The organism is Massilia sp. Root418 (assembly GCF_001425265.1).
Lineage (GTDB): Bacteria > Pseudomonadota > Gammaproteobacteria > Burkholderiales > Burkholderiaceae_D > Rugamonas.
This window is the reverse complement of record NZ_LMEC01000011.1, coordinates 994,023-1,015,995: the sequence shown is the minus strand read 5'-3', so window position 1 is coordinate 1,015,995 and position 21,973 is coordinate 994,023. Positions and strand designations below refer to the sequence as shown.

Here is a 21,973-nt window from a genome sequence, read left to right as displayed (position 1 = left end):
GAACGCCATCCCAACAGCCCACGGCAGGGCCAGGATTTGGGATGCCCTGTTTAAATTGACCGATGGGAGATTTATGAATCACACAAGTTCACCGGCACTCGCAAACCAATATCCGATCGGATTGGTTTTCGATGTGACCTTCGAGGAATTCTCAGCCCGCCTGACAACGCTGCCCCACAGCAAAATGCAGTTTCACATCGACAACGGCGTGTATGCCAAGACCGAGGTGGTGAAAATGGCTGCTGACTGCATTCGTACCGGGGTATTCCTGGTCAGCTGGACCGAGAGCAACGGCGCCACGGTGGTCCACGTGGAAGATTTTGTGGAAAACAAAATCTATTCGCATGCCACGCTGCCTGATGGAACCTTTCTGCGCATGCATGGCGCAATGAATATTGTTAACCAAGGAAACCAACAATGAAAAACACCTCCGAACAAAACAAAGCTGTAGTGCTGGAAGCAATGACAGCGCTGTTTCAACGGCGTGATCCGTCTGCTGTTGCGCGCTACTACGCGGCTGACTACGTTCAGCACAACCCCGGGATCGCGCAAGGGCGCCAAGCGCTTGAGGACCTGGTTGCGCAGCTCTCGAGTGACGTCTTCTATGAACCGGGTCTGATGATCGCCGAGGGGGACTACGTCGCCATTCACGGCCGCATCCGGGGTTGGGCTCCCACGCCGCAGGTTGTGGTCGACATCTTCCGCATTGAGGATGGCCTCCTGGCTGAGCACTGGGATGTACTGCAAGATGAGGTCTCACCCGTTCAATTTGCCCCCGCTGGCAAGCTCGGTGGTGCCGGCAGCGGGCAATGAAGTGTGAGCACGCTGGCGACTTGCCGAGATAACCGAATCGCGCCACATAGCTCGTCGTAGCGAGCAAGGCCTGCTGGCTGTGCCGCAACGTCGCAGTGGCACAGCCAGCTCCGCAACTTCATTTACCAACTATCGGGAGAAACTTATGAAGCAGCTTAAATGGCTGTACCAGGCGGTGACCTGCGCCGCCATTATTGGCGGCGCTAGCGGGGGCGCTATGGCACAGCCCCCCGTGACCGTGATATTAGTCCACGGTGCTTTCGCTGACAGCAGCAGCTGGAACGCAGTGATCCCCACACTGCAGCATCAGGGCCTGCGCGTGGTGAGCGCGGCCAACCCGCTGCGCTCGCTCGATGGCGACGTTGCAAGCGTGCGGCAACTCGTTCGAGCAACCCAGGGCAACGTGGTCCTCATCGGACACTCTTACGGGGGTGCAGTTATCAGCGGCGCTGCGACGAGCCAACCCAATGTGAAGGCCTTGGTCTATGTCGCAGCATTTGCGCCCGACAAAGGAGAAACGGCCCTGGATCTTTCAGGCAGATTCCCCGGCAGCAGCTTGGGAGGCGCGCTTGGCCAGCCGGTTCCCACGCCCGAGGGAAGCCAAGACTTGTACATCGACCAGGCAAAGTTTCACGCGCAGTTTGCGGCAGACGTTGACCCAGCAGTCGCGAGCCTGATGGCGGCAACCCAGCGCCCCATTGCAGAAGCAGCCTTGACCCAAGGCGCTGGTGAGCCTGCCTGGAAAATGGTGCCGAGCTGGCATATCTACGGTACAGGAGACAAAAATATTCCGGCTGCGGCGATGTCGTTCATGGCGAAGCGAGCGCACGCCAGGAAGATTGTCGAGGTGCCGGGTGCCTCGCACGTCGTCATGGTCAGCCATGCTGACAAGGTGGCCCGCCTCATCATCGAAGCAGCCCAGTCGGTGCGCTAAACGCGCCTCACTGCCCAGCCGTTTGCTGGCGAATGGCACGCCGGGTGAGCCGGCGAAATTCGAATGTCGCGCAGGTTCAGCTCCGGCCGCGCGACCGCTTAGAGCCGTAGCGGGCGCGTCCTTTCCGTTTTCCTGGTCCATGCCGTGCAGTTGAACTGGCCGAGGCGCCAGTCGATTACACCAGACTGTGGAGAGCCAGTTGTCTAATATTACTAGCCCTAAAAAATGCCCTGCATACTTAAACGTGACATGTTGATGCGCGAGCATTCGTCAAATTCGAACTGGAACCGTGCTGCGTTACTACGCGTGGTCCGCCTGGCCGCCGGTGCGCTGGCCATAGGCGGGATGGGCGTGCTGGGCGGCTGCGCTGCGCCGGTACGGCCAACAGCAAATTTGCCACTGAAAAGTGACTCATCCCTAACCACGGGACACCCTCAAGACCTGGCTCGGGACTATACCATCGGCGTCGCTTTCTCCGGCGGAGGGCTTCGGGCGTCAGCCTTCGCCGCGGGCGTGCTGCAAGGACTGGCAAATACCCAGGCTGGAGAAGGTGATCTGCTCGACTCGCTGGCGTTCATTAGTTCCGTCTCAGGTGGGTCGCTCACCGCTGCTTACTACGTTCTCAACGGAAGGCAGGGACTGGCGCAAATTAAAGAGGAAGTGCTCATGCGCGACTTCGAGTCGCACATGAATGTCAGCCTTGCCTCGCCCGCAAATTGGGCCCGCTTGCTGCAAGGAGGGCTCAACAACCGCAGCAACTTTGCCCAGGTATTGGACGACGACATTTTTAGCCGTGCGAGATTTGCCGATTTGTATGCGAAAGGCCGTCCGGATCTATGGATCAATGCTACCGACCTCTATCACCGCACCAGTTTCCCCTTCATTCCAGGCCTTTTCAATGCTCTGTGCTCTGACATTCGCGATTATCCAGTTGCCGATGCTGTGGCTGCGTCCATGGCCGTGCCAGTGGTGTTTGAGCCGACCGTTCTCAAAACGTTTCCCAAAGGATGTCCAACCCGCGAGTCTGCCTTTATCCAGCCGGTATTAAATAACGTTTCGTCGCCACGACTGATGCGCGCTATGGCTGAGGCCATGCACAGCTACCGGGCGCCCGCCGGGCCGGGTTTCGTCAAGCTGGTCGACGGCGGCGTGACTGACAACCTCGGTCTCTCCAGCATCCTTGTATCGAGGGCTGTTGCCAGCAACGCCTATAGCCCGATGACAGCACGGGATGCGGTCCGGATCAAGAAAATGCTGTTTCTGATCGTTGATGCGGGGCGCGGACCGAGCGGGACGTGGAACCGTCAACTGGACGGGCCGGGTGGCATCGACTCCGCCATGGCGGCGACGGACGCGGCGATCGATGCAGCTGCACGCCTCGCTGCTGATTCATTCCAGCTGGTCATGCGGCAGTGGCGGGACGATCTGATGCGTCACCGATGCAGTTTGGGAAGCGAGGAGCTGGTGGCGCTTGGTGGGGTAGCGTCTTCCTGGCGCTGTGATGATGTCGAGTTCATCGTCGACTTCATCAGCTTTCAGAGTTTGGAGCCCTCAATGGCTGCGCGTGCCCGCGCCATCGAAACCCGGTTGAAGCTTCCTGCTAAAGAAATCGAATTGGCCATGGAGGCCGGCCGCCAGCTGATCGGGCAGTCGGCCGCGGTCCGCGAATTCGCACGAGGCGCCTCGGAGCGCTGAGCTCGGCGGCTGTCGGGACCAGCGTCTCGCTACAGAGGCGTGCTTTTTATGAACAAAACCAGGAGTTGACTATGGACGCAAATTACGCAGGAAGCGACTTGATGCCGGTAGTGGTGCTGCTTACAGCGGCCGTGATCGGCGTGCCCCTGTTCAGAAAGCTCGGTCTGGGATCAGTCCTCGGCTACTTGAGTGCCGGCCTCTTCATTGGCCCGTTTGGAATTGGTTGGTTCAGCGATCCTGGAGCCATCTTGCATATCGCGGAACTGGGCGTGGTCATGTTCTTGTTCGTCGTGGGGCTTGAAATGCGGCCCTCGAAACTGTGGGCGCTGCGGGGCGCCATCTTCGGTCTGGGGAGCATGCAAGCGCTTGTGTGCGGCGCGCTGCTGACAATGGTAGGAATGGCGTTTGGCCTTACATTGTCGGTTGCATTGATCTGTGCGATGGGGTTCGTGCTGACCTCGACCGCCATCGTCATGCAAACGCTGGCCGAGCGAGGCGACGCAGCGACGCCGCGCGGGCAGCGAATCGTTGCCATCTTGCTGCTCGAAGATCTGCTGATCGTCCCTTTGCTTGCCATGGTCGCGCTCCTGGCGCCGCCGGCTAAGGGCGCCTTGTCTGCAGCGCCCAATAGCTGGATCCCAGTTGCCACCGCGCTCGGATCGATTGGCGCTCTGGTAATCGGCGGACGCTGGCTGCTCAACCCGATGTTCCAGATACTGGCGCGAGCACGGGCCAGGGAGATCATGACCGCAGCAGCCTTGCTGGTCGTTCTCGGTGCTGCACTCCTGATGCAGCAAGGCGGCCTGTCCATGGCGCTGGGCGCCTTTTTGGCAGGGGTACTCCTCTCAGAGTCGAGCTTCCGCCACCAGCTGGAGGCCGACATTGAACCATTTCGGGGCCTTTTACTCGGACTCTTCTTCCTTGGCGTGGGCATGTCACTCGACTTGTCGGTCGTGTCGTCGAACGCGGGCCTCATCATTGCCGGCGTGCTCGCACTGATGACAACGAAGGCCCTGTGCATTTATCTTGTCGCGCGAGCTGCCGGCAGCGCCCACGGCGAGGCTGTGGACCGAGCAGTGCTGATGGCGCAAGGCGGCGAGTTTGCCTTTGTGCTCTTTGCCGCCGCCGCAGCAGCCAGGGTTATCAGTCCCACAGTCAACGCCAACATGACTGCCATCGTGGTGCTGTCCATGGCATTGACGCCCATCCTGATCACGGGGCACAAGCGCTGGGGAACAACGGCCGCGAAAGCGGTGGGCGAGCGAGAAGCTGCGGTAGACCGCACCACCAGCGTGCTGATCGTCGGATTTGGCCGCATGGGCCAAATTGCCAGTCAAGGCGTGCTGGCTCGCGGCGCGTCGCTCACGGTGATCGACAACAACACAGAGGTGATCAAAAACGCGGAGCAATACGGCTTCAAGGTTTTTTATGGCGACGGAAGCGAGGCCAGCATCCTGCGCGCAGCCGGGGCGGTCACGGCAAGCGTCGTCATGGTCTGTATCAACGACAAAAAAGCAGCTGCCCACATTGCGCAGATTGCCAAGGACGTTTTTCCAGGTTCCAAGCTGCTCATTCGCGCCTACGATCGCGAACACGCGCTGACGCTGACAAAGGCCGGTGCCGACTACGTGATACGCGAGACATTTGAGTCGGCGCTACTGCTTGGGCGGCAAGCTGTGCTGGCCTCTGGCGCCAGTGAGGACGAGGCCGATGAAGCGATGGACATCGTGCGGCGCCGCGATGAGCAGCGCCGCGATCTGGAAAGCGCTGGCGGCAAGTTTGCCGGTCGTGAGCTGCTACTGGGCACTCGCCAGTCCGCCGAGGTTGCCGCCAAATGAGAACAAGCTGGAAATAATCGCTCTTACCTGGTAGGTGGCGTGTGAGACGCGCGTGTGGGCTGGATGAACTGGATGAGCCGGATGAGCTGGATGAGCGATTTGATCTACAGAGAGCAATATTGAGCAGTGATCGCGGAGCGCAATGCTGAGACCATAGCATCAAGCCAGCCGATATTGCGCAGCCCTGCTTTGCAGTGCCGCATCCTCTGCTGTGAACAATGTGAGGAGCCCAAAAATGCTTAAATCGATGAATGCCGATGCAGGCGTGGACTATGATTTTCTGATGCGTGCGAACCTCGCTGAGGTCTTTAGCGAGCGGGATGCCGTCAGGCGCCTGACCGCAATCGAACGTTTGTACGCCAATGACGCTGTGCTGCACGAACCGCATGCCTTCGCCAGGGGCCACGCACAGATCAACGACGCGGTGTCGGCACTGCTGAGCCAGCTGCCACCCGCCTTCGTTTTCACGCCCCGTTCTCCCGCTCTCGGGCACAACGGCATCGGCGTCCTCAAGTGGCGTTCGGGGCCTCCAGGCGGGCCGGCCACTGTTAGCGGAATGGACGTCGTGCATTTGCAGGACGGGCGCATCCATTCGCTTTTCGTCTTTATCGACCCGCCAGGACAAGACTAACAGCCACTCCTACCCGCGGCGCCGTGATTACTGCGAAACGGGAGGCACGCCGGGGAACTCCGGCTAGTCGTCACTATTTTTAGGCACAACCAACCAAGGGCTCATCATGCAACCGGGTCAACAAAACTCTTCCTCTCCCATTCGTATTGGGTACTGTCTTTCGCTGAGCGGCGCGGTTGGCGGCAATGGTCGTGCCGCGCGCCTGGCACATCAGATTTGGCTCGAAAGTATCAACGCGCGCGGCGGCTTGCTTGGCCGTCCGGTCGAGCTGCTCTGCTATGACGACGGGTCCGACGCGGCCAACGTTGAAGCCTTGTACCGACGGCTCATGGACGAGGATAAGGTTGACCTTGTCATCGGAGGATATGGCACCAACACGCTACTTCCCGCGATGCCACTGATGATGGAACGCCAGCGGTTCTTTGTTGGATTGATGGGACTAGGCGTGAACAACGAACTGGCCTATGAGAATTACTTCGCCATGATCCCGACCGGCTCCGACCCCAACGCGGCGCTCACGGAAAGCTTTTTTGAACTAGCCGCTCAGCAAAAGCCGCGGCCCTTGACGGCCGCGCTACTATCGGCCGACGCGGCGTTTTCCAGGAATCCAATTCGTGGCGCTAAAAAGAATGCGGCCAAGTACGGCTTTAAGGTGGTGCATGAAGCGGTCTACCCGCTCAGCACCAAGGACTTCAAGCCGGTCATGGATGCCGTCGCCGCAAGCCAGTGCGACTTGCTATTCATATGCTCGTACCTGCAAGATTCAATCGACCTGGTCAAGGCCGTTCACGCACACTCTTACCGCCCCAAGATGGTGGGCGCTTCCATGATTGGACCACAGAATGCATTGGTTAAGGCAGCGCTCGGTCCTCTGCTCAATGGGTTCGTGAACTACGAGTACTGGGTACCGGTGTCCGCCATGAGGTTCCCTGGAGTGGACGAAATGCTGTCGATCTATAGAACGCGAGCCGTGGGCCAGGACGTCGATCCGCTTGGCCACTACATGGCGCCCACGGCTTATGCCCAGATGCAGGTTCTCGAGCAGGCTGTGCAGGGTACAGGCGGCTTGAATGACGCGACGCTGTCTGCTTACGCAAGAGCTACTCCGTTCGATACCGTCATGGGTAAGGTGCGCTTCGGCGTGCATGGGGAATGGACTGAACCCCGCGTAGTGCAAGTCCAGTACCAAGGCATTGACAGCGCCGATCCTATGCAATTTCTGGACGAAGCCAAGCAGGTCGTTGTCTCACCTGCATCGTTGCGATCAGGCAAGCTGATCTATCCATACACGAAAACAATTTAAAGCACGCCACCGTGTCGGTAGGTCGCCTCCGCCCCATCGTGGGAAAGCACAGGCCACGTCACGGGACTTTTACAAGAAAACTGTTCATGAGAACTAATTTCCGCTTCACGCGCGCTCAGCGATTTGCTAGCCCCCTACTACTGACAGTGCTCCTGACAACAGGGTGCAACTTCGCTGCGGCGACTAATGTCGCTGAGAAGGACACACCATCCAGCCGGGCAAGGGAAATCCGCATGTCCGGCGACCAGGTCACGCTGCCGATCGTCATGGTCCGCGAATTCCCCTTTATCGAGGGCAGCGTGTCAGCGGTTCCAGGGAAGTTCATGCTCGACACGGCTGCCCAAGACGCACTTTCCCTCAATAGCCACCGAATCCCGATCGCCAAGCTGGAGACGGTAGGTCAGGGGATGTTCGGGAGTGGGCAAAGCTTCACCTCGCAGCTTGCCCCAGTCGTCAAGGATATTCGGATCGCCGGCCTAAATTACAAGGTGGCCACGCGGGTGGCCGCGCAGGACGCTGCCCAGTTGGAGGGTATCACGCCGGATTTCCTCGGATGGTTCGGCTTCCACGCGTGGGATGGATATACCCTAAAACTGGATTACCGCAAACTGCAGGCCATCTTCTATCGGAACACGCCTACTGCAGACTACCTTGCCGGCGAACGGATTATTGCCGAGCTTCCCTTTGACGTCAGACGGCGCCCGAATATTCCAGTCATGCCGGCGAAAATCGGGACGCTTGAGGTCACAGCAACCTTCGATACTGGCGCATATGGCTATCTTTACGTCGACAAAGAAACAAAGGAAAATCTGCTCGCACTACGCGTGCTAAAACCGAACGGTGGCGAAGACGACTATGCCGTTACGGGACTATCGCTTGGCGGCGTCTCGGTTCCCGACATCAAGTCGATCCGGGTCGATACCAAACCCTTCCCCGCATCGGGGCCGACCGGGCTCCCCTCGAAAAACCTCCTTTATATCGGTCACGGATTCCTGCACGAATACAAAACCGTCTGGGACTACCGGGGCAACAAAATCTACGTCCTCGACAACCGCTGAGACAGGATTGCATCGACCAGTGAGATCAACTGCCTGTCGGAGAGTTTGATCGACTACAGCCTCATAGACAATCCTGAGCTGGATTAACTGAATTTAAATTTTTAACTGCAAAACAGGAATACCTTGAACTACATCTTAGTCATCAATAGCAGTGTCTCGGGAAATGCCTCCGTGTCGCGCCTGCTGGTCGGCGACGTCGTCCAGCGCCTGATCGACATCAATCCTCAGGCCCACCTCACCTATCGCGACGTCGGCCAGGATCCGATCCCGCATCTGACCCCGGCTAACGTGGCTGGCGTCCGCGCAATCGCTCAGACCGAGGAGGAACTGGCGACCCGGACGCTGTCCGATCAGTTGATCGCCGAGCTACAGGCCGCAGACCTGATCGTGATCGGCGCACCCATGTACAATTTCAGCATTCCCTCGTCCCTACGCACCTGGTTCGATCATGTGCTGCGTCCGCGCGTCACCTTCGCTTATGGACCGAGCGGCCCGGAAGGGTTGTTGAAGAACAAGCGCGCGATTGTGGTCGAGTCACGTGGTGGACTGTATTCGGAGGGACCATCGCGGACCATCGATTTCCAGGAGCCTTACCTGAAGCAACTGCTGGGCTTTATCGGAATCGACGACGTCAGTTTCATCCGTGCCGAAAAAATCGGTTCTGCACCCGAGGGACGTGCCGCAGCCGTGGAATCAGCCCGAGAACAAAGCGCGCGTGCTATCGCACGCCTGGCGCAGGGCTGACGAGAACTCTCGCCTAGGGAGAAGCCGAATAATCGATCTATGACCTTGCCGTCACGATGCGGGAAGGTCACAGCTGATCGTGTTAAGCTAACCACTCCTTGTTAGCGCTACATATCAGTACAGCATGAAGGATTTCCACGAAGACGAGGAACGCTTTGGCGTCCCCTCCGAGAACATGAACGCCGCGTTACGCCGCCAGAGTGGCAGCGCACACAGACGCAGGCCATGGCATACCAAGGTGCCAACCAGGAACGAGGTATTGCGCCTGCCGAGGGAAGAGTTGACTGCGCTGCTGGTGGCATGGATGGAGCACAGCCCGGTTGAAATCATTCCCAGCGCAGCGCAAATACAGCTGGTCATCGAAGTACTGCTGGCGCGGCCCGACGCCCCCACGCTGGAGCCGCTCGTGTCCATGTGCAGGAACTACACCAACGCGGCTTGACGGCCAAAACGAAAAAACCGGCCAAGGCCGGTTTCGCTGAATCTAAGTTGTTGGTCGGGGCGAGAAGATTCGAACTTCCGACCCCTTGCACCCCATACGCGCACGCTGTTCGTCAAAGGCCGCGCGAATGCGGCCTTTGACGAATTCTCGTCTAATATACAGTGCATCGCACAGCAACGCAAAATGCTGGCCGACAACGCATCCTGCAAACGATATTAGACGGATTTTAAGGCCCGCAGGCCGGAAATTCGCCGTGCTCAAGTACACCCAGCAACAACCGCCTCCAGCTTCAATTCATACTCCCGCGCGCGCACCCAGTCCCGCGCCAGCGCCATGATCTTGCGGCCGTCGCTGGCATCGGCCGGTAGCTTGTCGAACTCGTAGACCGGCCGCTGCGGCCGCGCCTTCACGCACTGCACGTAGACCGGTACCTCCACGGTCTGAGTCGCGGGCGGCGACACACTGGCGCAGCCGGCCAGCAGCACGAACAGGCCCGAACTTGCCAATTTGCTCAAGTTGAGGATTTTCCGGCTCATCGCACATCCTCAAGCAGCTTGTTCACGAAGGGCATGGCATCCGCGCAGGTCGTGACGCGCGCGCCGGCCAGCTGCTGCAGCGCCGCATCGTAGCGTCTACCATCGGCAGCAGCCTGGACCCGGGCGGCCGCGCCGCGCGCCTCGGCGGCCAGCTTCTCCTGGCCCAGCACTGCAATGGCCGCGTTCTGCGTGCCAATGCCCAGGCGCAGCTCAGCGACCAGCTTCTGCTCGGCGCGCAGGTCGACCACCGCCTGCTCGCGCGCGCGGTCGACCATCCACCACGCCGCGCCGCCGGCGGCACCGACCGCCAGCAACAGGCTGGCCAGCACCGTACTGGCGATCTTCCAGCCCTGCCCCGCCACCGCGCCGGCCAGCGCGTTGAGGGCGCTCACGACAACACCTGAAGCGCAACCTGGTACAGCGCTAGGCGCTCCTTCCAGCCGATTGCGTCGCCGATCGCGGCCGTCTTCTTGCCTCGATTGACCACGTCGCACACGCCGTCAAAGTCGCGCGCGTCGGCCCAGGAGTTAATCCGATTCACGGACCAGAACCAGCCAGCGGAGCGGCACGCTCCTTCCGGCGTGCGGAGCCATGCCGCCACGTCGGCGCGCGCGATGCGGAAGTGCTTCGCGCAGGCTGCGTGGTTGTTCTCGAATGTGAGCTGGATCAGACCAGCACCACGGTTGCGCCAGCCGTCGCCGCTCCCCTCCTCGCGGTTACCCTCGCGGCTCGCGTAGGCCCGGTTCGCGATGCGTTCCGGCTGGCGGGCGTACAGCGCCGCCGTCGCCGGCGGGAACCGCTGCGGCCAGGTGCGCATCAGCGCCTCAGCCGAGTAGTTCAGGTTTTCCTCCAGCGTGCCGAGCTGGCCGGACTCGTGCGCCACCGTGGGCAGAAACGCTGCCTGGCGCGCCTGGGTGTCGATATCGAATTCGGCCATGGCCGCGTTCAGCGGCGCGAGGAACCGGTCGACACGGCCGCGCGCCAGGGGCATGATTTGCACAAGCTGATCGGTGGTTATCATTTTTTCTCGCAGAAGAATGGCGCGCGCCGCTCAAAGCAGACCAGCGCCGCTATACCGCAGTGCAGCGCCACGTTCGGCCAGGCGGGCGTACCGCCAGAAAGCATGACGGCAGCGGCTCCGATGGCCAGCAGGATCCAGCCAGCCCGCACCCGCAGCGGCGTGCCAGGGCACAGGTGGCTGACGGCGAGCGCGCCGCGCGCCAAGATGACGAAGGCGGCGATCACGTTGAGGATCATCACGATGCGCCTCCTTTCGCAGCGCCGCCCTTGGCGCGCAGCCACGCGAAGGCGGCAGGGATCAGGACTTGCGCGCACAGGCCCAGCGTCGCAGCCGCCGCTATGCGCACCGCGGTCTCGCCAGCACCACTGATGAAGGGGAAGTAGTTCGCCGCCGTGATGCTGGCCAGCGGCGCGAACCACCCGCCAATCAGCGACGATCCGGCCACGCTGCCAGCGATGCGCACCGGAGACATCGGCGGCAGGTACGACAGCGACACAAGCCCGCCAGCCAGGCCGGCGAGCAGCGCGTCGTATTGCACGCCAAGAATGGAACCGGTCAGCGTGATGGTGCCGGCGGCAATCGCCACGCCTACGGTGGAGCTTGCAGGTTCTGCCATATGTGCCTTTCAGATGGGCATTAAAAAACCCGCCGAAGCGGGTTGGATGGAAATCAGGGTGAGCGCGCTGGCCAGCGTCGGCGGATCGTAGCGCCACGGCTCAGGCAGGCTCAGGGCTGCCCCGCAGGCCTCGCTGCAGAACCAGCGGCGCTGGTCCTGGCCGAACGGCGTGAGGATGAACTGGAGGTTGCCCAGCAGGTCGTACTTGGCGCCGGCGTGCGATTCGAACCAGGCGCGCGCCGCCGGCTCCAGGTGGGCGGGCAACTCCATGAAGTCCCAGCGGGCGGGGTCTAACTCGATGGCCTTGAGCCGCACGCCGCCGTCGGCGAACGAGGCACTGCCGGCCATGCCGTCGCTGAAGATCAGCTCGACGTGGCTGTAGGGCGAATCGGTCCAGGTCCGAACCACATAGTTATAGGCGCCCGCGAAGCCCGGCCGCGTGCCTTTATAGAAGGCGGCGCGGAACATTACTGCACCCGTTCGTGAGGTTGAATGTCGGCGTCCAGAATCTCCAACGCGCGCCCGGCGCCGAGGATGCCGGCGGCCTCCAGCATCAGCACACCGGCGCGCGTGTCATCGCGGGCGAGGTCGATGTAGGCGGCAGCAGCAGCGTCAGCCAGGCTGACGCGCACCGCAGCGGCCTGCTGCCGCGCGGCCGCGCCAGATGATGGGTCGTCAATGGAAGCGAGATCGATGGCCACCTTCTCGGCCACCGTGAACCGGTTGCGGAAGGCCAGCTTGGTGATCCGGCGCGGCGGCGCTTCCTGCGGAGCTGTCGGCATCGGCACCACGTCGGTGCCGTTCCACATATAGCGCGCAGGGCTGAAATCTCCTGGCAGGTCTGCGTCCACGAGTTGCGCGCCGGCCGCCACTGCTTTTGGGATGACCTGCCCCGGCGTCTCCCAACTGTCGCCGGTATCGACAGGATCTACTGCAAGGACGCCAGTACCCAATACAAGAATTTTCGTCATGCTGCGAGCTCCAAGTTAAGAATTTGCAAGGAATCGATGGTGCTGCCGGCTGGGTGGCCCAGGGCGCCGCCGACCAGCACGAAGCGGTTGGGCGCCACGGCAGCAAGTGGAGCGACCGGATTCGTGTTGGGTAGCAATATCTCAGGGATGCTGATCGAGCCGCGGACGATCGCCCTGTCGCCGCCATTTCGCACGATGACAACCTTACTAGGGCCGGTAGCAAAGTTATTGGAACCGCCGGCAAATCCGACGGGTAGCAGCGCATAGTCACCGTTCGAGACCTTGCCCATAAGAAAACTGCCCGGCGCTGTCTGGAATACATCCGGGACAGGTTCGCTGGCCCCCATAGTCACAGTTGTGCCGGCGATCTTGGCGGGAACGACCTGCAGTCGATAGCCCGACGTATTGTCCAACGTCTGCTTGATGGCCAGCATCTCAGTGCTACCTGGTGGGAGCAAGAGGCCGGAGCCATACGGTAGACTGCTACTACCCGGGGAAGAAATGGACTTGTTGAGCACGTTCCCAGGGCTGACGCTATTCCCGGACACGGTGCAGACTTTTACCATGCTCACACCGCCACTGGCTGACGGGTCAATCACCCAGGCACCGAAGGTGCTGGCGTCGATGGCCCACAGATGCGGGTTGTACCGGCCGGAGCGACTGGCCGTGTAACTGAGATCCAACGTACCACTGCCGATACTGAACAACTGCGTTCCGCCGCCCGGAGTGATGACCGTGCCGGAGATAGTGAAGGCTCTAGCGAACCCCGCCAAATTGTTGTTCTCGTTAGCTAGGATAATCCCACGGGTCGGCGAGAGCAGCAGATGACTGTAGGTGACAGTACCGCTGGTGGTGGAAATCGTGACCGGAGATGACCAGGTGACCGTCGTACCGGAAACGCTGAGCACATATCCATATATAGCATAAGGCGCCCCAGCACCTACGGTCAGAAGCAGGAGGGCCGTGGTAGCAGTCAGTGGATAAATCGCCGCAGCCGCCTGAGCATTGGTTGAGATGGCCCCGGTAACACTACCAAAGGTGATCGTGCTGCCCGACACACTGATCACCATAGCCACAGCATTGGTGCCCGAGCTGTCGCGTGCTGCCATCACGTACAGCGTGCTGGTCAGTTGGGCGATCCGAGGTTCGCCGCGGGAATCTTCACCGCCCCAGACGGCATTGAAAAGCGTGGTCGAGTTTGCAGCCGTCCCTACCGAAATGCTGTAGTTAGGGCTACTACCCGTCAACGTCAGCACGACAGCACTGTGGTTGCTGGCGCCAGAGCCGAAGAAGACGATAACCTGCGTGGCGCTGATCTTGAACGCTGCCACAGGCTGCCCACCCGAACCAGTTACCGTAACCGGAGTCGATATCGATTTACCCGTGTTATCCACCACCACAGCGTAGAAGCTTGCCGAGCTCCAGTAGAGGAAGTGGATTGACACGTCGTTGTCCAGCGCGACAAAGACAGTAGGCTGCAGTCCACCGGCGCTCACAAAGGTGGAGGTCTGGTAGTTGATCGTCAGTAACCCTGGCTCCAGGCCGGAGCCTGCCACAGACCATACCCCTGCCGCCGTCGATTTATCCCGCAGCGAGACCATGGCTTCGCTGCCCGGCGCCACCGCCATGATGAGCGTGCCGGTGCTGTCCCGGATACCGGCCGAGTAGAGGCCCTTGGTGTTGTCAAGGATGTAGATCGGCCCACCGACGCTCATGGTCGTGGCGTCCGGCAGCTTCACCGATTTGCCGTAGGTCGCCATCTGGATTGGCTGGTAGCCGGCGGACGCTGCCGGCAGCGTGGTGTCGGTGGTGATCGTCGAGCCCACGGTAGCAATCCCGCCAGTCACGGCGCGCCCGTCCGCCTTGAAAATCGACACGCGCATCTGTGTGGCGGTCTCGGCGTAGATCTCGAGCCGATCACCCACGGCCGTCGTGTAATTCACCCCGCCGGGCAACTGCGAATTTGCACCGTGGGTCAGCGGCGTAACGGCACCAGCGATCAAGGTGAATTTGTCGCCTGCCTGCGGCGCAGTTCCCCATCCGGTGATAGGCGTCGTGCCGATCAGCGTCGCCGAGTTCCCGACTGCCGCCCAGACGTTGGTAGTACTGGCCGCTGTAATGTTGGGGGCCTTCAGCTCGCTCAGGTGCGCGGTCAAGGCGCCGCCTGCCAGACCGCCCGTCGCGCCAGTATCGCCTTTCGGCCCCTGTGCACCCGGCACGCCGGCAAGCGACAGGTTCCAATCTGCAAAGGTACCGCCACCGCCGAAGGCGAGAACATTCGTGAGCAGCGTGGTGCCGGAGTAGCTGGTGACTTGGAAGTACATCCAGTTCGAACCGTTCGCCGCGCTCACCGCCGTCATGAAGATGCCGGGCGTATACGCCTCGCCGGCCTGAGTTGCGAACGTCCTGCTTCCCAGGCCGATTGCAAGAGAACTGCTGCTAGTGCCGACGAACGCTCCGGCCAGCGCCGCCGCTGCGGCCGCACTGGCTGCAGCGGCGCCGGCACTGGAAGATGCTGCGCCGGCGGCAGTGCCGGCGGTGCTTGCGCTGGCGGCTGCCTCGCCTGCCTTGGTCGTGGCGATACCGGCCTGGGTAGTGGCGGTGCCAGCCTGACTTGCCGCTGTGCCAGCAGAAATCGAAGCGGCAGTTGCCGCAGCTACCGCCTCTACAGCGTTCGCGAAAACGTTGGCGCCCAGAGCGTTGGTCTGCGTGACGCACGCCGGCTGAGCCGCCGAGTAGGCATACGCAGCCGCATCAAACGTCGATTCGTCGTCATCCGGGTTCGGCGCCGGTGGCAGCGCGGTGATTGGGGTTGGTGCTGTTGGCATTAAATGATCCCTTTTACTGTCACATCAATAGATGCGTGGCCGTAGCCGTTATAACTAACTGGCGCCGCTGAAATAATCCCGAAGGTGGTTAGTCCGGCATAGCCGGCTGCAGCCGTTCCAATGCAGGCAACTGGAATACCTAGCACCTCTTGCAACAGGGATACGGACTGGTCCGCTTGGTCGCGTGGGAGAACGATCTTGCAGTGCAGGTTGGTCGCCGAGCTGCCTGGCAACCACGTCGTTGTGCCGTCGTTATCGGTGCTGTTATAGCCATACGAGACGGGTTCGACGCTCGACCCATACTCAGTCCCGCCCCACGGACCTATGCCGACAAGGGAGTGGTACTTACCAAGTACGATCATTCCCAACGCACGTGTTGCGCCAGATCCTGCGTGGATAGTGATAGTGATCTCGGCTGCCGGGCGGATGGGAATACCGGTGGCAATTATTTTCGCAAGCGGCCGCCGGCCGCCGAAGTAGTAGCTGTACCAACCTCTACTCGGTTCACGCAGACGCCCGGTCTTGTTGTAGATGACAGTCCCGCCCGCAACGTCCTTGACGGTAATGTCATAGGTAGCGCCAACAGCGCCATACAACGCAAGGGCATTGCAAAAACGCGCCGTGATCGGGTAGACGATATCGGTCGACGTGCTAGTCGCAGCCGTGCTGGTATAGATGTCGAACGGTGCCATCTTATTTGTCGGCCGCATGTCCTTCCAGCGGGTCGGCTCCAGCTCAGGGCTAATCGTGCTAGCTCCGGCCACTGCACAGCGATATACGCGATGCGTCGATACCACGTGGCGCTCATCGCCAATCACGTAGGTCCCGCTGGTCCATGCGGCAGTGGCGTCTTCCGACAGCGTGCACCCCGCGCCGATCTGCGTGGCGTTGATCTGAATTGGCACGATGATGTTCATACGACCGCCGCCACGTTCTTGACCACTTCGCATCTCATGGAGTTGCCGCCTGAGGTCACCTGGTCCAGCAGATCACGAGTGCGTCGGGTGCTATCGCTGATCGCCGAAAGCTGACCTTCCAGACGCTTGTTCTGCGCCTCCAGGCGCCCGTTCTGTTCTCTTAGCATCCGCACCAACTCTGTCATCTCTTCGCTGTTGCCGCCGCCTGACAGCATCCGGCTGGTCTGTTCGAAATTCCAAATCCGCGAAGGGCCGGTCGCTTCGATTTCCATTCCACGCTCGCCGACAACGCGCAGGCCACCGGCATGGTCACCACCACCAGCAAACGCAGGCACGTAGCGGGTCTTATAATCGCTAGCCAACGCGTTGACCTTGTAACCGTGGCGGCGCATGTAATCGTCGCTACTCTCCGCCGGATCGTTCGCAACGCCTTTAACTGCATCAAGCGACTTCATCGCCTGCACATCCTGAAGCCCCGCCACGTATTCGTACTTCTCGGCCACGTCACCAGCACTGCTCTTGATGGCGTCGAAATAGGCCTGCTGTGCGGCTGTCAGCGCCTTCTGGCCTCCAGCGGGTACAGCGGCAGCGGAGCCTCCCTGGCTCGCGGCAGGCGCGGATGCGCCACCGCCAACGGGCGTGCTGCTCGTCGGCAAGGCGCCAGAAATCCCGGTCGCCGCACTGGCGCCAGCGCGCGTAGCAGCCAGCGCGGCCAGCGTGCTGTTCAGCCCTTGGATCGCGGCACCAACGGACTTCACGCTCAGGTCAACGCCTCGCATGGCCGACACGGCATCCTGCGCCGTCTTCCACTGCGCATCGAGCGCCTTGCTCTGGTCAGCGGCCGCCTTCTCAATGGCCTTGATCTGCTCGTCTGCCAGCTTGTTCGCGGTGGTAAAAGCATCAAACTGCTGTTCGGCGATGGACTTCTGCACACCGGCCAATTTACCCAAGGCCTCCAGCTTTCCGGCCTGCACAAGCTGCGCAAACTCAAAATCGGCGATGCTGCCATATGCCTCACGCTTATCCTGCGTAACTGTGCCGATTGCGTCGCGCAGCCGATCCACATCCGGCATCACACCGGTCTGAGCAAGCGACAGAGCCATATCAATGAACGACCTGGCTGCCGTTATGTTGGTCTGGCCGGCCACATCACCGCGAAGCGTCTTCACCGCGCCAGCAATGTCATCAAAAATCCGGGTCAGCGAATCGACACCTTTTTGCGCACTAGCAATGGCAGCTTGGCGCGCATCAGCGCCATCTCGAATTGCCTTAATTTGCTCACCCGCAGCCGCCTGGATAGAGGTCTTTTCCGCTTCGATTGCCCGCTGAACGTCGGACAGCGCAGCGGTTACGGCCTCCTCGGCATCAGTAAGTGCGTATGCGTGCTGCTGCAGCGCCTGACTGGTGGCATCCAGCGCAGCAAGCTCACGCTCACGAGCTAGCGTCGTATTGCCGAGCAATTTCGCAATATTGAGTTCGATACCGGCCCGTTGCGCAGCCGCTGCTGCGGCTGCTGCCTTTGCATCCTCGATCGCCTTCGCCTCGGCCTGCAGCGCCTCACGGCGCTCGTACAAGGCCAGCGTGCTGGCAGCCATATCCTTGACATCGAGAGCACGCTGCTCGGCCAGCGGCAGCGATGCGCGCACCAGCGCGTCGATGTCGGCCTGGATACTGGACTCGGTAGTAGCAAGTGCTGCCGCAGCGGCCTCCGCAGACTGTGCAGCGGCATCGATGGCTGCCTTTTCAGCCACCCGTGCTTCCAGCGAATCGTAGAGCGCCAGGTTTGTGGCATCGATAGCCGCGCGCTGCTTTTCCGCCTCGGTCAGGCCGAATTGGTCAAGTTCTTTCTGAATGTTCGCGCGCTCTTGCGCAATATCGGCGGCCTCACGCGCTGCTCCGGTGGTAGCTGCGATTGCCGGGTGAACGGCAGCGAATGCTTCCTGCAGGCCCATCAGCTGCGCGTACTGCTTCGCGCCGGCCTCGGTCGTCAGATCGAGGCCCGTCACCACTTGCTTGAACTCGTCGCGGGTGTCCACGCTAGCCAGCCCCAGCCCAGCCAGCGCCGCCTCGACCGATTTGGCTACCGGCGCCAGCCGCTCAGCCTCGGACAGGTAGTTCTGCGCAAAGCTGCCTGTGTTCGCGGCCAGCGCGTCCATGCCGCCGGACAACGCTATCAGCTGCTCCCGCGCGCCCAACGATGCCAGGCCAGCCTGCCCGAATGCGTCCGCAGTCGTCTTGCCCAGAGCGGCCGCTACGGCGTTTGTGACCGTGAATTCGTCGGTGATGCGGATCAGCGCAGCGCTCGTGGCCTCGGTGGGCGCCTTCAGCGCCGCCAGATCCATCAGCGATACTTTGGCGCCGAACACCGCCTCGCCGCTGGCATTCAACGCCTGGCGATACTGCAGCAGGGCTGTGGCTTCTGTTGCCAGCTCCTGGCTCGTACCTTTGAAGCCTTCGATCAGGGATGACATGCCAGGGGTCAGGCTGTCGAAGATCAAGTCCAGCCGCTTCGCAAACACGGCGTCGAGCTCACCCTTGCCGTTCTGGTCCGTCCCTTGCGCGCCTAGGTTTGCGGTGATTGCCTTGCCGCTCACTGCCGCCGTGGCGGCCGATTTTTCGCTCGTGGTCAGGTAACTGGCCAGCACGTCATCGACCTTGGTCACAGTGGAAATGAACGACTGCACCGTGTCGCTGAAGCCATCCGACCAGAACGTGGAAGACAGGCCGAAGGTGCCCAGCGAGCCGGTGCCGTAGCCGTCGATGTAGCTCTGGCCGACCTTGCCTTCGTTGCCGCGTTCGTTGATGCTGATGTTGCCGGGGGTGTTGTTGGAGGTGAAAGTAAGGCGCGTGTTCTTCTCAGGCCCCTTTTGCATAAAGCCTACGACCGCAGCAGCAGCCAGCGCGGCCCAGCCCCATACGGGAATGGCTGCCAGCGCCGCCGATGCACTGCCCAGCAAGCCGGTGCTTGCCGCTGCGCCAGTGCCAAGCGCCCCAGACCCGAGCGCGACGCCCGAACCCAGCGCGCCGCTAGCGGCCGCACCCGAGCCGAGCAAGCCGCTACCGAGCGCAACACCAGAGCCAAGTGCGCCAGTGCCGACGGCCGCGCCAGCACCGAGCGCGCCAGCGCCCGCTGCCACGCCAGATCCGAGTGCAGCACCGCCGATCCCCAGCCATCCTGCAACAGTCGAGGCGCCGTTGTACAACGACGACGCATTACTTGCCGTGCTAAACAGGCTGGACACGCCGGAGACGCCCTGGCCAAGTCCGGCGATACCTTGGCTGCCGGTTACCTGAGCGCCAATGTTGAAAATCCACTTCTTGACGGTCATCTGGTATAGCAAGTCCAGCAGGCCGCTTTTCAGCGTGTCGCGCAACCGATCGAACGCCGATTTTCCGCCCTCGAAGATGTTGACAAAGGTGTCGTGGGCGGTCTGGTCGATGGACTCCCACACCTTTTTTTGCTGCTCGAACTGAGCGGATTTTGTAATGGCGGCACGCTGCTCCTGGGCCAGCGTGCGCATGGCGTCCGCTGTCTTGCGCATCGTTTCGGCCTCGCCCTGACGCGCCAGGTCATTCGAAAGAATCGCCGCTTCGTTCTCCAGGCGCTGGGCAGTTTCCTCCACGAGCGACTTGTTGAACTCATTGGCCTGCTCCGTGCTCATGCCGATCACGGCGTTCGCGTCGCGCTGGGCCTGAATTTGCTTGTTCAGCGCATCCAGGTCGCTCTCACGAGCCTTTTCCAGATCAGCATAGTTTTTCGCTGCCTGACGCGTATCCTTGACGTCCAGTGCAATGATTTCCTCTTTCAACGAAGCCTTGCGGGTGAGCGCCTGCTCATCCTTGAGGGCGATCTGCCCCTGCATGTCGGCAATCGCCTTACGGCTCTCGGGCGAATCCGGCAGTTGCTTTTGCAGGGCAATCCGCTGTTGCAGTTGGCGCTTCTCACGCGCAAGCGCCTCCTGGTCGAATTTCTCCGCGCGCTCGGCATAATCGATCTGGGCGGCCAAGCTGGTAGCAAAGCCGTTCGCGCGCGCCGATGCCACAGCTGCAGCAGCACGCTTCGCGACCTCCTCCTCGATGCTGCCGCGTCGCTCTATGGCGTCGATCTGGTCATTGATGCCTTTGAAGGCGATATCCGCGTACTTCTTGCGTACTTCGCCGACTTGGGCGGCAATCTCAGCGTCCGACGCACCCGCGTCCAGCCCTTTTTGCCGAACGAGAGCGACCTCCTTCTGCATCTGCAGTTCACGTGTGAGGCCCTGCTCCTTCTGCTTCTGCCACGCGATGTCCGCTTTATTGAATTTGTCGCGAGCGGCATCAAGGGCTGCAAGCCGGGTCTCGGCGTCGATTTGCCCTTTCAGCGCCTCGACGGCCGCTTGCGCCTCCTTGTACTCGCCGGAACCGATGAAGCCGAATCGGTTTTTCGACGCCGACTGCAATCGCTTCTCCGCCGAAGTCAGCTTTTCTTGGAGCGTGTCTTCGCGGCCGATGTCCAGCATCGCGTCCCAGGCTTTTTTAGCGACACCGGAAACCGTCGACCAGGCCTTCTCCATGGTGCTCAGGTTTCCTGCTAATTTGGCCGCCCTCACGTCCATGGCGTCCGCGTACGCCTTCTGCGCGACCTCGCCGGCCTCCTGGGTGCGCCCCTGATCTTCTAGGGCCTTGATCTGGGCGTAGACCGCCCCCGTGAGGTAGTTGTACTGCTTGCTCAACTTTTCGCTGGCCTTGAGGGGCTCGTCCGCCAGGCCGGCGAAAATCGTGGCGGTTTCGGCAGCGCTCTGCCCGATGGTCTTCTGGACCTGTACGGCAGTCTGGCCGAATCGCTGCAGGTTAGCCACGCCAACCTGGCCAGTGCCGGCCAGCGCGGCCAACGCCTCGGCAGCGGCGCCTTGCGTGCCCACAGTTTTGCTGATGTCGCGCGCCATGTCGGAGAGCTGGTTCGACGTGGTGCCCGCAGCGTTGCCGGTGAGGATGAGCGCGCGGTTGTACGCCAGCGCCTCTTGGCTTCCTTGATGGTATGCGACACCGAGCGCCAGGACAGCAACGGCCACGGCACTGATGGGGGTGATCAGCCCCATCACGCTGCTGCCCAGAGCGCGCGCGGCGCCGCCCACGCTGCCAAACATGTCGCGCAGCTGGCCGCCCTGCTGCAGCAGCACCGTGAGCGGTGCTTGGCCGCCCTGCAGCGATGTGATGATGTCGGTGATCTGCGCGGGCACGCCGCGCAGCGCGGCCGCCGTCGCCCGCGCCGACATGCCGGCGCTGTTCTGCGCGCCCTCGATGGCGCGCAGCTGATTCAGGTACGGCGTCAGCGCTGCCGGGTCGACGCCCCGCTGGCGCGCCAGCACTTCGAAATACTGCGCGCTGGAGCGGCCACCCGCTTCCATGGCGGCGGTGGTGCGTTGGATGGAACCGATGAGGCGGTTCTGCGCCCTTTCCACGCTGCTCGCAGAGCGCTCAGCTCCGGCACCGACAGCATTCAGCGCGCCGGCGCCCTGCGTGCCGAGGTTGCTTAGGCTGCGGCCCGTGCGCGTGATAGCGCCATCGGCGCGCTGGAGTCCGGACTCGACCCCGCTGGAATCTACCGCCAGCTCAATCGTTGCGCTACCAACCGTGTTCGACATGT

At 61.5% G+C, this 21,973-nt stretch carries 20 protein-coding genes; 10 read left to right on the top strand and 10 right to left on the bottom strand.

Annotated elements, in window-relative coordinates; genetic code table 11:
- The first annotated feature begins 73 nt into the window (after window positions 1-73).
- From ASC94_RS12040 to ASC94_RS33150, 10 genes are all read left to right on the top strand, one after another.
- Complete coding sequence (locus tag ASC94_RS12040; protein WP_157201394.1) at window positions 74-421, top strand: hypothetical protein; 348 nt, start codon at window positions 74-76, stop codon at window positions 419-421.
- Window positions 418-813, top strand: a complete 396-nt coding sequence (locus ASC94_RS12035) for a nuclear transport factor 2 family protein (RefSeq protein ID WP_056394749.1) — start codon at window positions 418-420, stop codon at window positions 811-813. Before ASC94_RS12040 ends, ASC94_RS12035 begins: the two co-directional genes overlap by 4 nt.
- A gap of 145 nt (window positions 814-958) precedes the next feature.
- A complete protein-coding gene (locus ASC94_RS12030; protein ID WP_056394747.1) occupies window positions 959-1,747 on the top strand; it encodes an alpha/beta fold hydrolase in 789 nt (262 codons plus the stop codon).
- Between the two features lie 249 nt (window positions 1,748-1,996).
- Complete coding sequence (locus ASC94_RS12025) at window positions 1,997-3,442, top strand: patatin-like phospholipase family protein (RefSeq protein WP_162251412.1); 1,446 nt, start codon at window positions 1,997-1,999, stop codon at window positions 3,440-3,442.
- A gap of 71 nt (window positions 3,443-3,513) precedes the next feature.
- Window positions 3,514-5,280, top strand: a complete 1,767-nt coding sequence (locus tag ASC94_RS12020; RefSeq protein WP_056394745.1) for a monovalent cation:proton antiporter-2 (CPA2) family protein — start codon at window positions 3,514-3,516, stop codon at window positions 5,278-5,280.
- Between the two features lie 235 nt (window positions 5,281-5,515).
- Window positions 5,516-5,911, top strand: coding sequence for a nuclear transport factor 2 family protein (locus ASC94_RS12015; protein ID WP_200955647.1), 396 nt, complete (start codon window positions 5,516-5,518; stop codon window positions 5,909-5,911).
- Between the two features lie 106 nt (window positions 5,912-6,017).
- Window positions 6,018-7,214 carry an amino acid ABC transporter substrate-binding protein gene (locus tag ASC94_RS12010; protein ID WP_056394743.1) on the top strand — a complete coding sequence of 399 codons (1,197 nt, stop codon included), beginning with the start codon at window positions 6,018-6,020 and terminating at the stop codon, window positions 7,212-7,214.
- A 233-nt stretch (window positions 7,215-7,447) separates the two neighbouring features.
- Window positions 7,448-8,272 carry a hypothetical protein gene (locus ASC94_RS12005; RefSeq protein WP_056394740.1) on the top strand — a complete coding sequence of 275 codons (825 nt, stop codon included), beginning with the start codon at window positions 7,448-7,450 and terminating at the stop codon, window positions 8,270-8,272.
- A 123-nt stretch (window positions 8,273-8,395) separates the two neighbouring features.
- Window positions 8,396-9,016 (top strand): FMN-dependent NADH-azoreductase, encoded by a 621-nt coding sequence (locus ASC94_RS12000; protein WP_056394738.1) that lies wholly within the window; start codon window positions 8,396-8,398, stop codon window positions 9,014-9,016.
- A gap of 124 nt (window positions 9,017-9,140) precedes the next feature.
- Entirely contained in the window at window positions 9,141-9,458 is a 318-nt protein-coding gene (locus ASC94_RS33150) for a hypothetical protein (protein WP_200955645.1), read from the top strand.
- 257 nt (window positions 9,459-9,715) lie between these two features.
- Here ASC94_RS33150 and ASC94_RS11995 read toward each other — a convergent pair whose 3' ends face one another.
- From ASC94_RS11995 to ASC94_RS11950, 10 genes are read right to left on the bottom strand one after another with little or no spacing between them, the layout of a single operon-like run.
- On the bottom strand, window positions 9,716-9,994 hold the full coding sequence (locus tag ASC94_RS11995) for a hypothetical protein (RefSeq protein WP_056394736.1): 279 nt from the start codon (window positions 9,992-9,994) through the stop codon (window positions 9,716-9,718).
- Entirely contained in the window at window positions 9,991-10,386 is a 396-nt protein-coding gene (locus ASC94_RS11990; protein WP_056394734.1) for a hypothetical protein, read from the bottom strand. Before ASC94_RS11990 ends, ASC94_RS11995 begins: the two co-directional genes overlap by 4 nt.
- Window positions 10,383-11,015 carry a glycoside hydrolase family 19 protein gene (locus tag ASC94_RS11985; protein WP_056394733.1) on the bottom strand — a complete coding sequence of 211 codons (633 nt, stop codon included), beginning with the start codon at window positions 11,013-11,015 and terminating at the stop codon, window positions 10,383-10,385. The genes ASC94_RS11990 and ASC94_RS11985 overlap by 4 nt, the downstream gene beginning before the upstream one ends.
- On the bottom strand, window positions 11,012-11,251 hold the full coding sequence (locus ASC94_RS11980; protein ID WP_056394731.1) for a hypothetical protein: 240 nt from the start codon (window positions 11,249-11,251) through the stop codon (window positions 11,012-11,014). The genes ASC94_RS11985 and ASC94_RS11980 overlap by 4 nt, the downstream gene beginning before the upstream one ends.
- Window positions 11,251-11,631: a hypothetical protein gene (locus tag ASC94_RS11975; protein WP_056394728.1), complete on the bottom strand. Its 381-nt coding sequence runs from the start codon at window positions 11,629-11,631 to the stop codon at window positions 11,251-11,253. Before ASC94_RS11975 ends, ASC94_RS11980 begins: the two co-directional genes overlap by 1 nt.
- Window positions 11,632-11,640: 9 nt before the next feature.
- Complete coding sequence (locus tag ASC94_RS11970; RefSeq protein WP_056394727.1) at window positions 11,641-12,099, bottom strand: hypothetical protein; 459 nt, start codon at window positions 12,097-12,099, stop codon at window positions 11,641-11,643.
- Entirely contained in the window at window positions 12,099-12,602 is a 504-nt protein-coding gene (locus ASC94_RS11965; protein ID WP_157201393.1) for a hypothetical protein, read from the bottom strand. The genes ASC94_RS11970 and ASC94_RS11965 overlap by 1 nt, the downstream gene beginning before the upstream one ends.
- Complete coding sequence (locus ASC94_RS11960; protein ID WP_056394724.1) at window positions 12,599-15,430, bottom strand: hypothetical protein; 2,832 nt, start codon at window positions 15,428-15,430, stop codon at window positions 12,599-12,601. Before ASC94_RS11960 ends, ASC94_RS11965 begins: the two co-directional genes overlap by 4 nt.
- The gene (locus ASC94_RS11955; protein ID WP_056394723.1) at window positions 15,430-16,347 is read right to left on the bottom strand and encodes a hypothetical protein; all 918 of its coding nucleotides are present in this window, start codon (window positions 16,345-16,347) and stop codon (window positions 15,430-15,432) included. Before ASC94_RS11955 ends, ASC94_RS11960 begins: the two co-directional genes overlap by 1 nt.
- Window positions 16,344-21,971 carry a phage tail length tape measure family protein gene (locus tag ASC94_RS11950; protein ID WP_056394721.1) on the bottom strand — a complete coding sequence of 1,876 codons (5,628 nt, stop codon included), beginning with the start codon at window positions 21,969-21,971 and terminating at the stop codon, window positions 16,344-16,346. The genes ASC94_RS11955 and ASC94_RS11950 overlap by 4 nt, the downstream gene beginning before the upstream one ends.
- Window positions 21,972-21,973 lie beyond the last annotated feature (2 nt).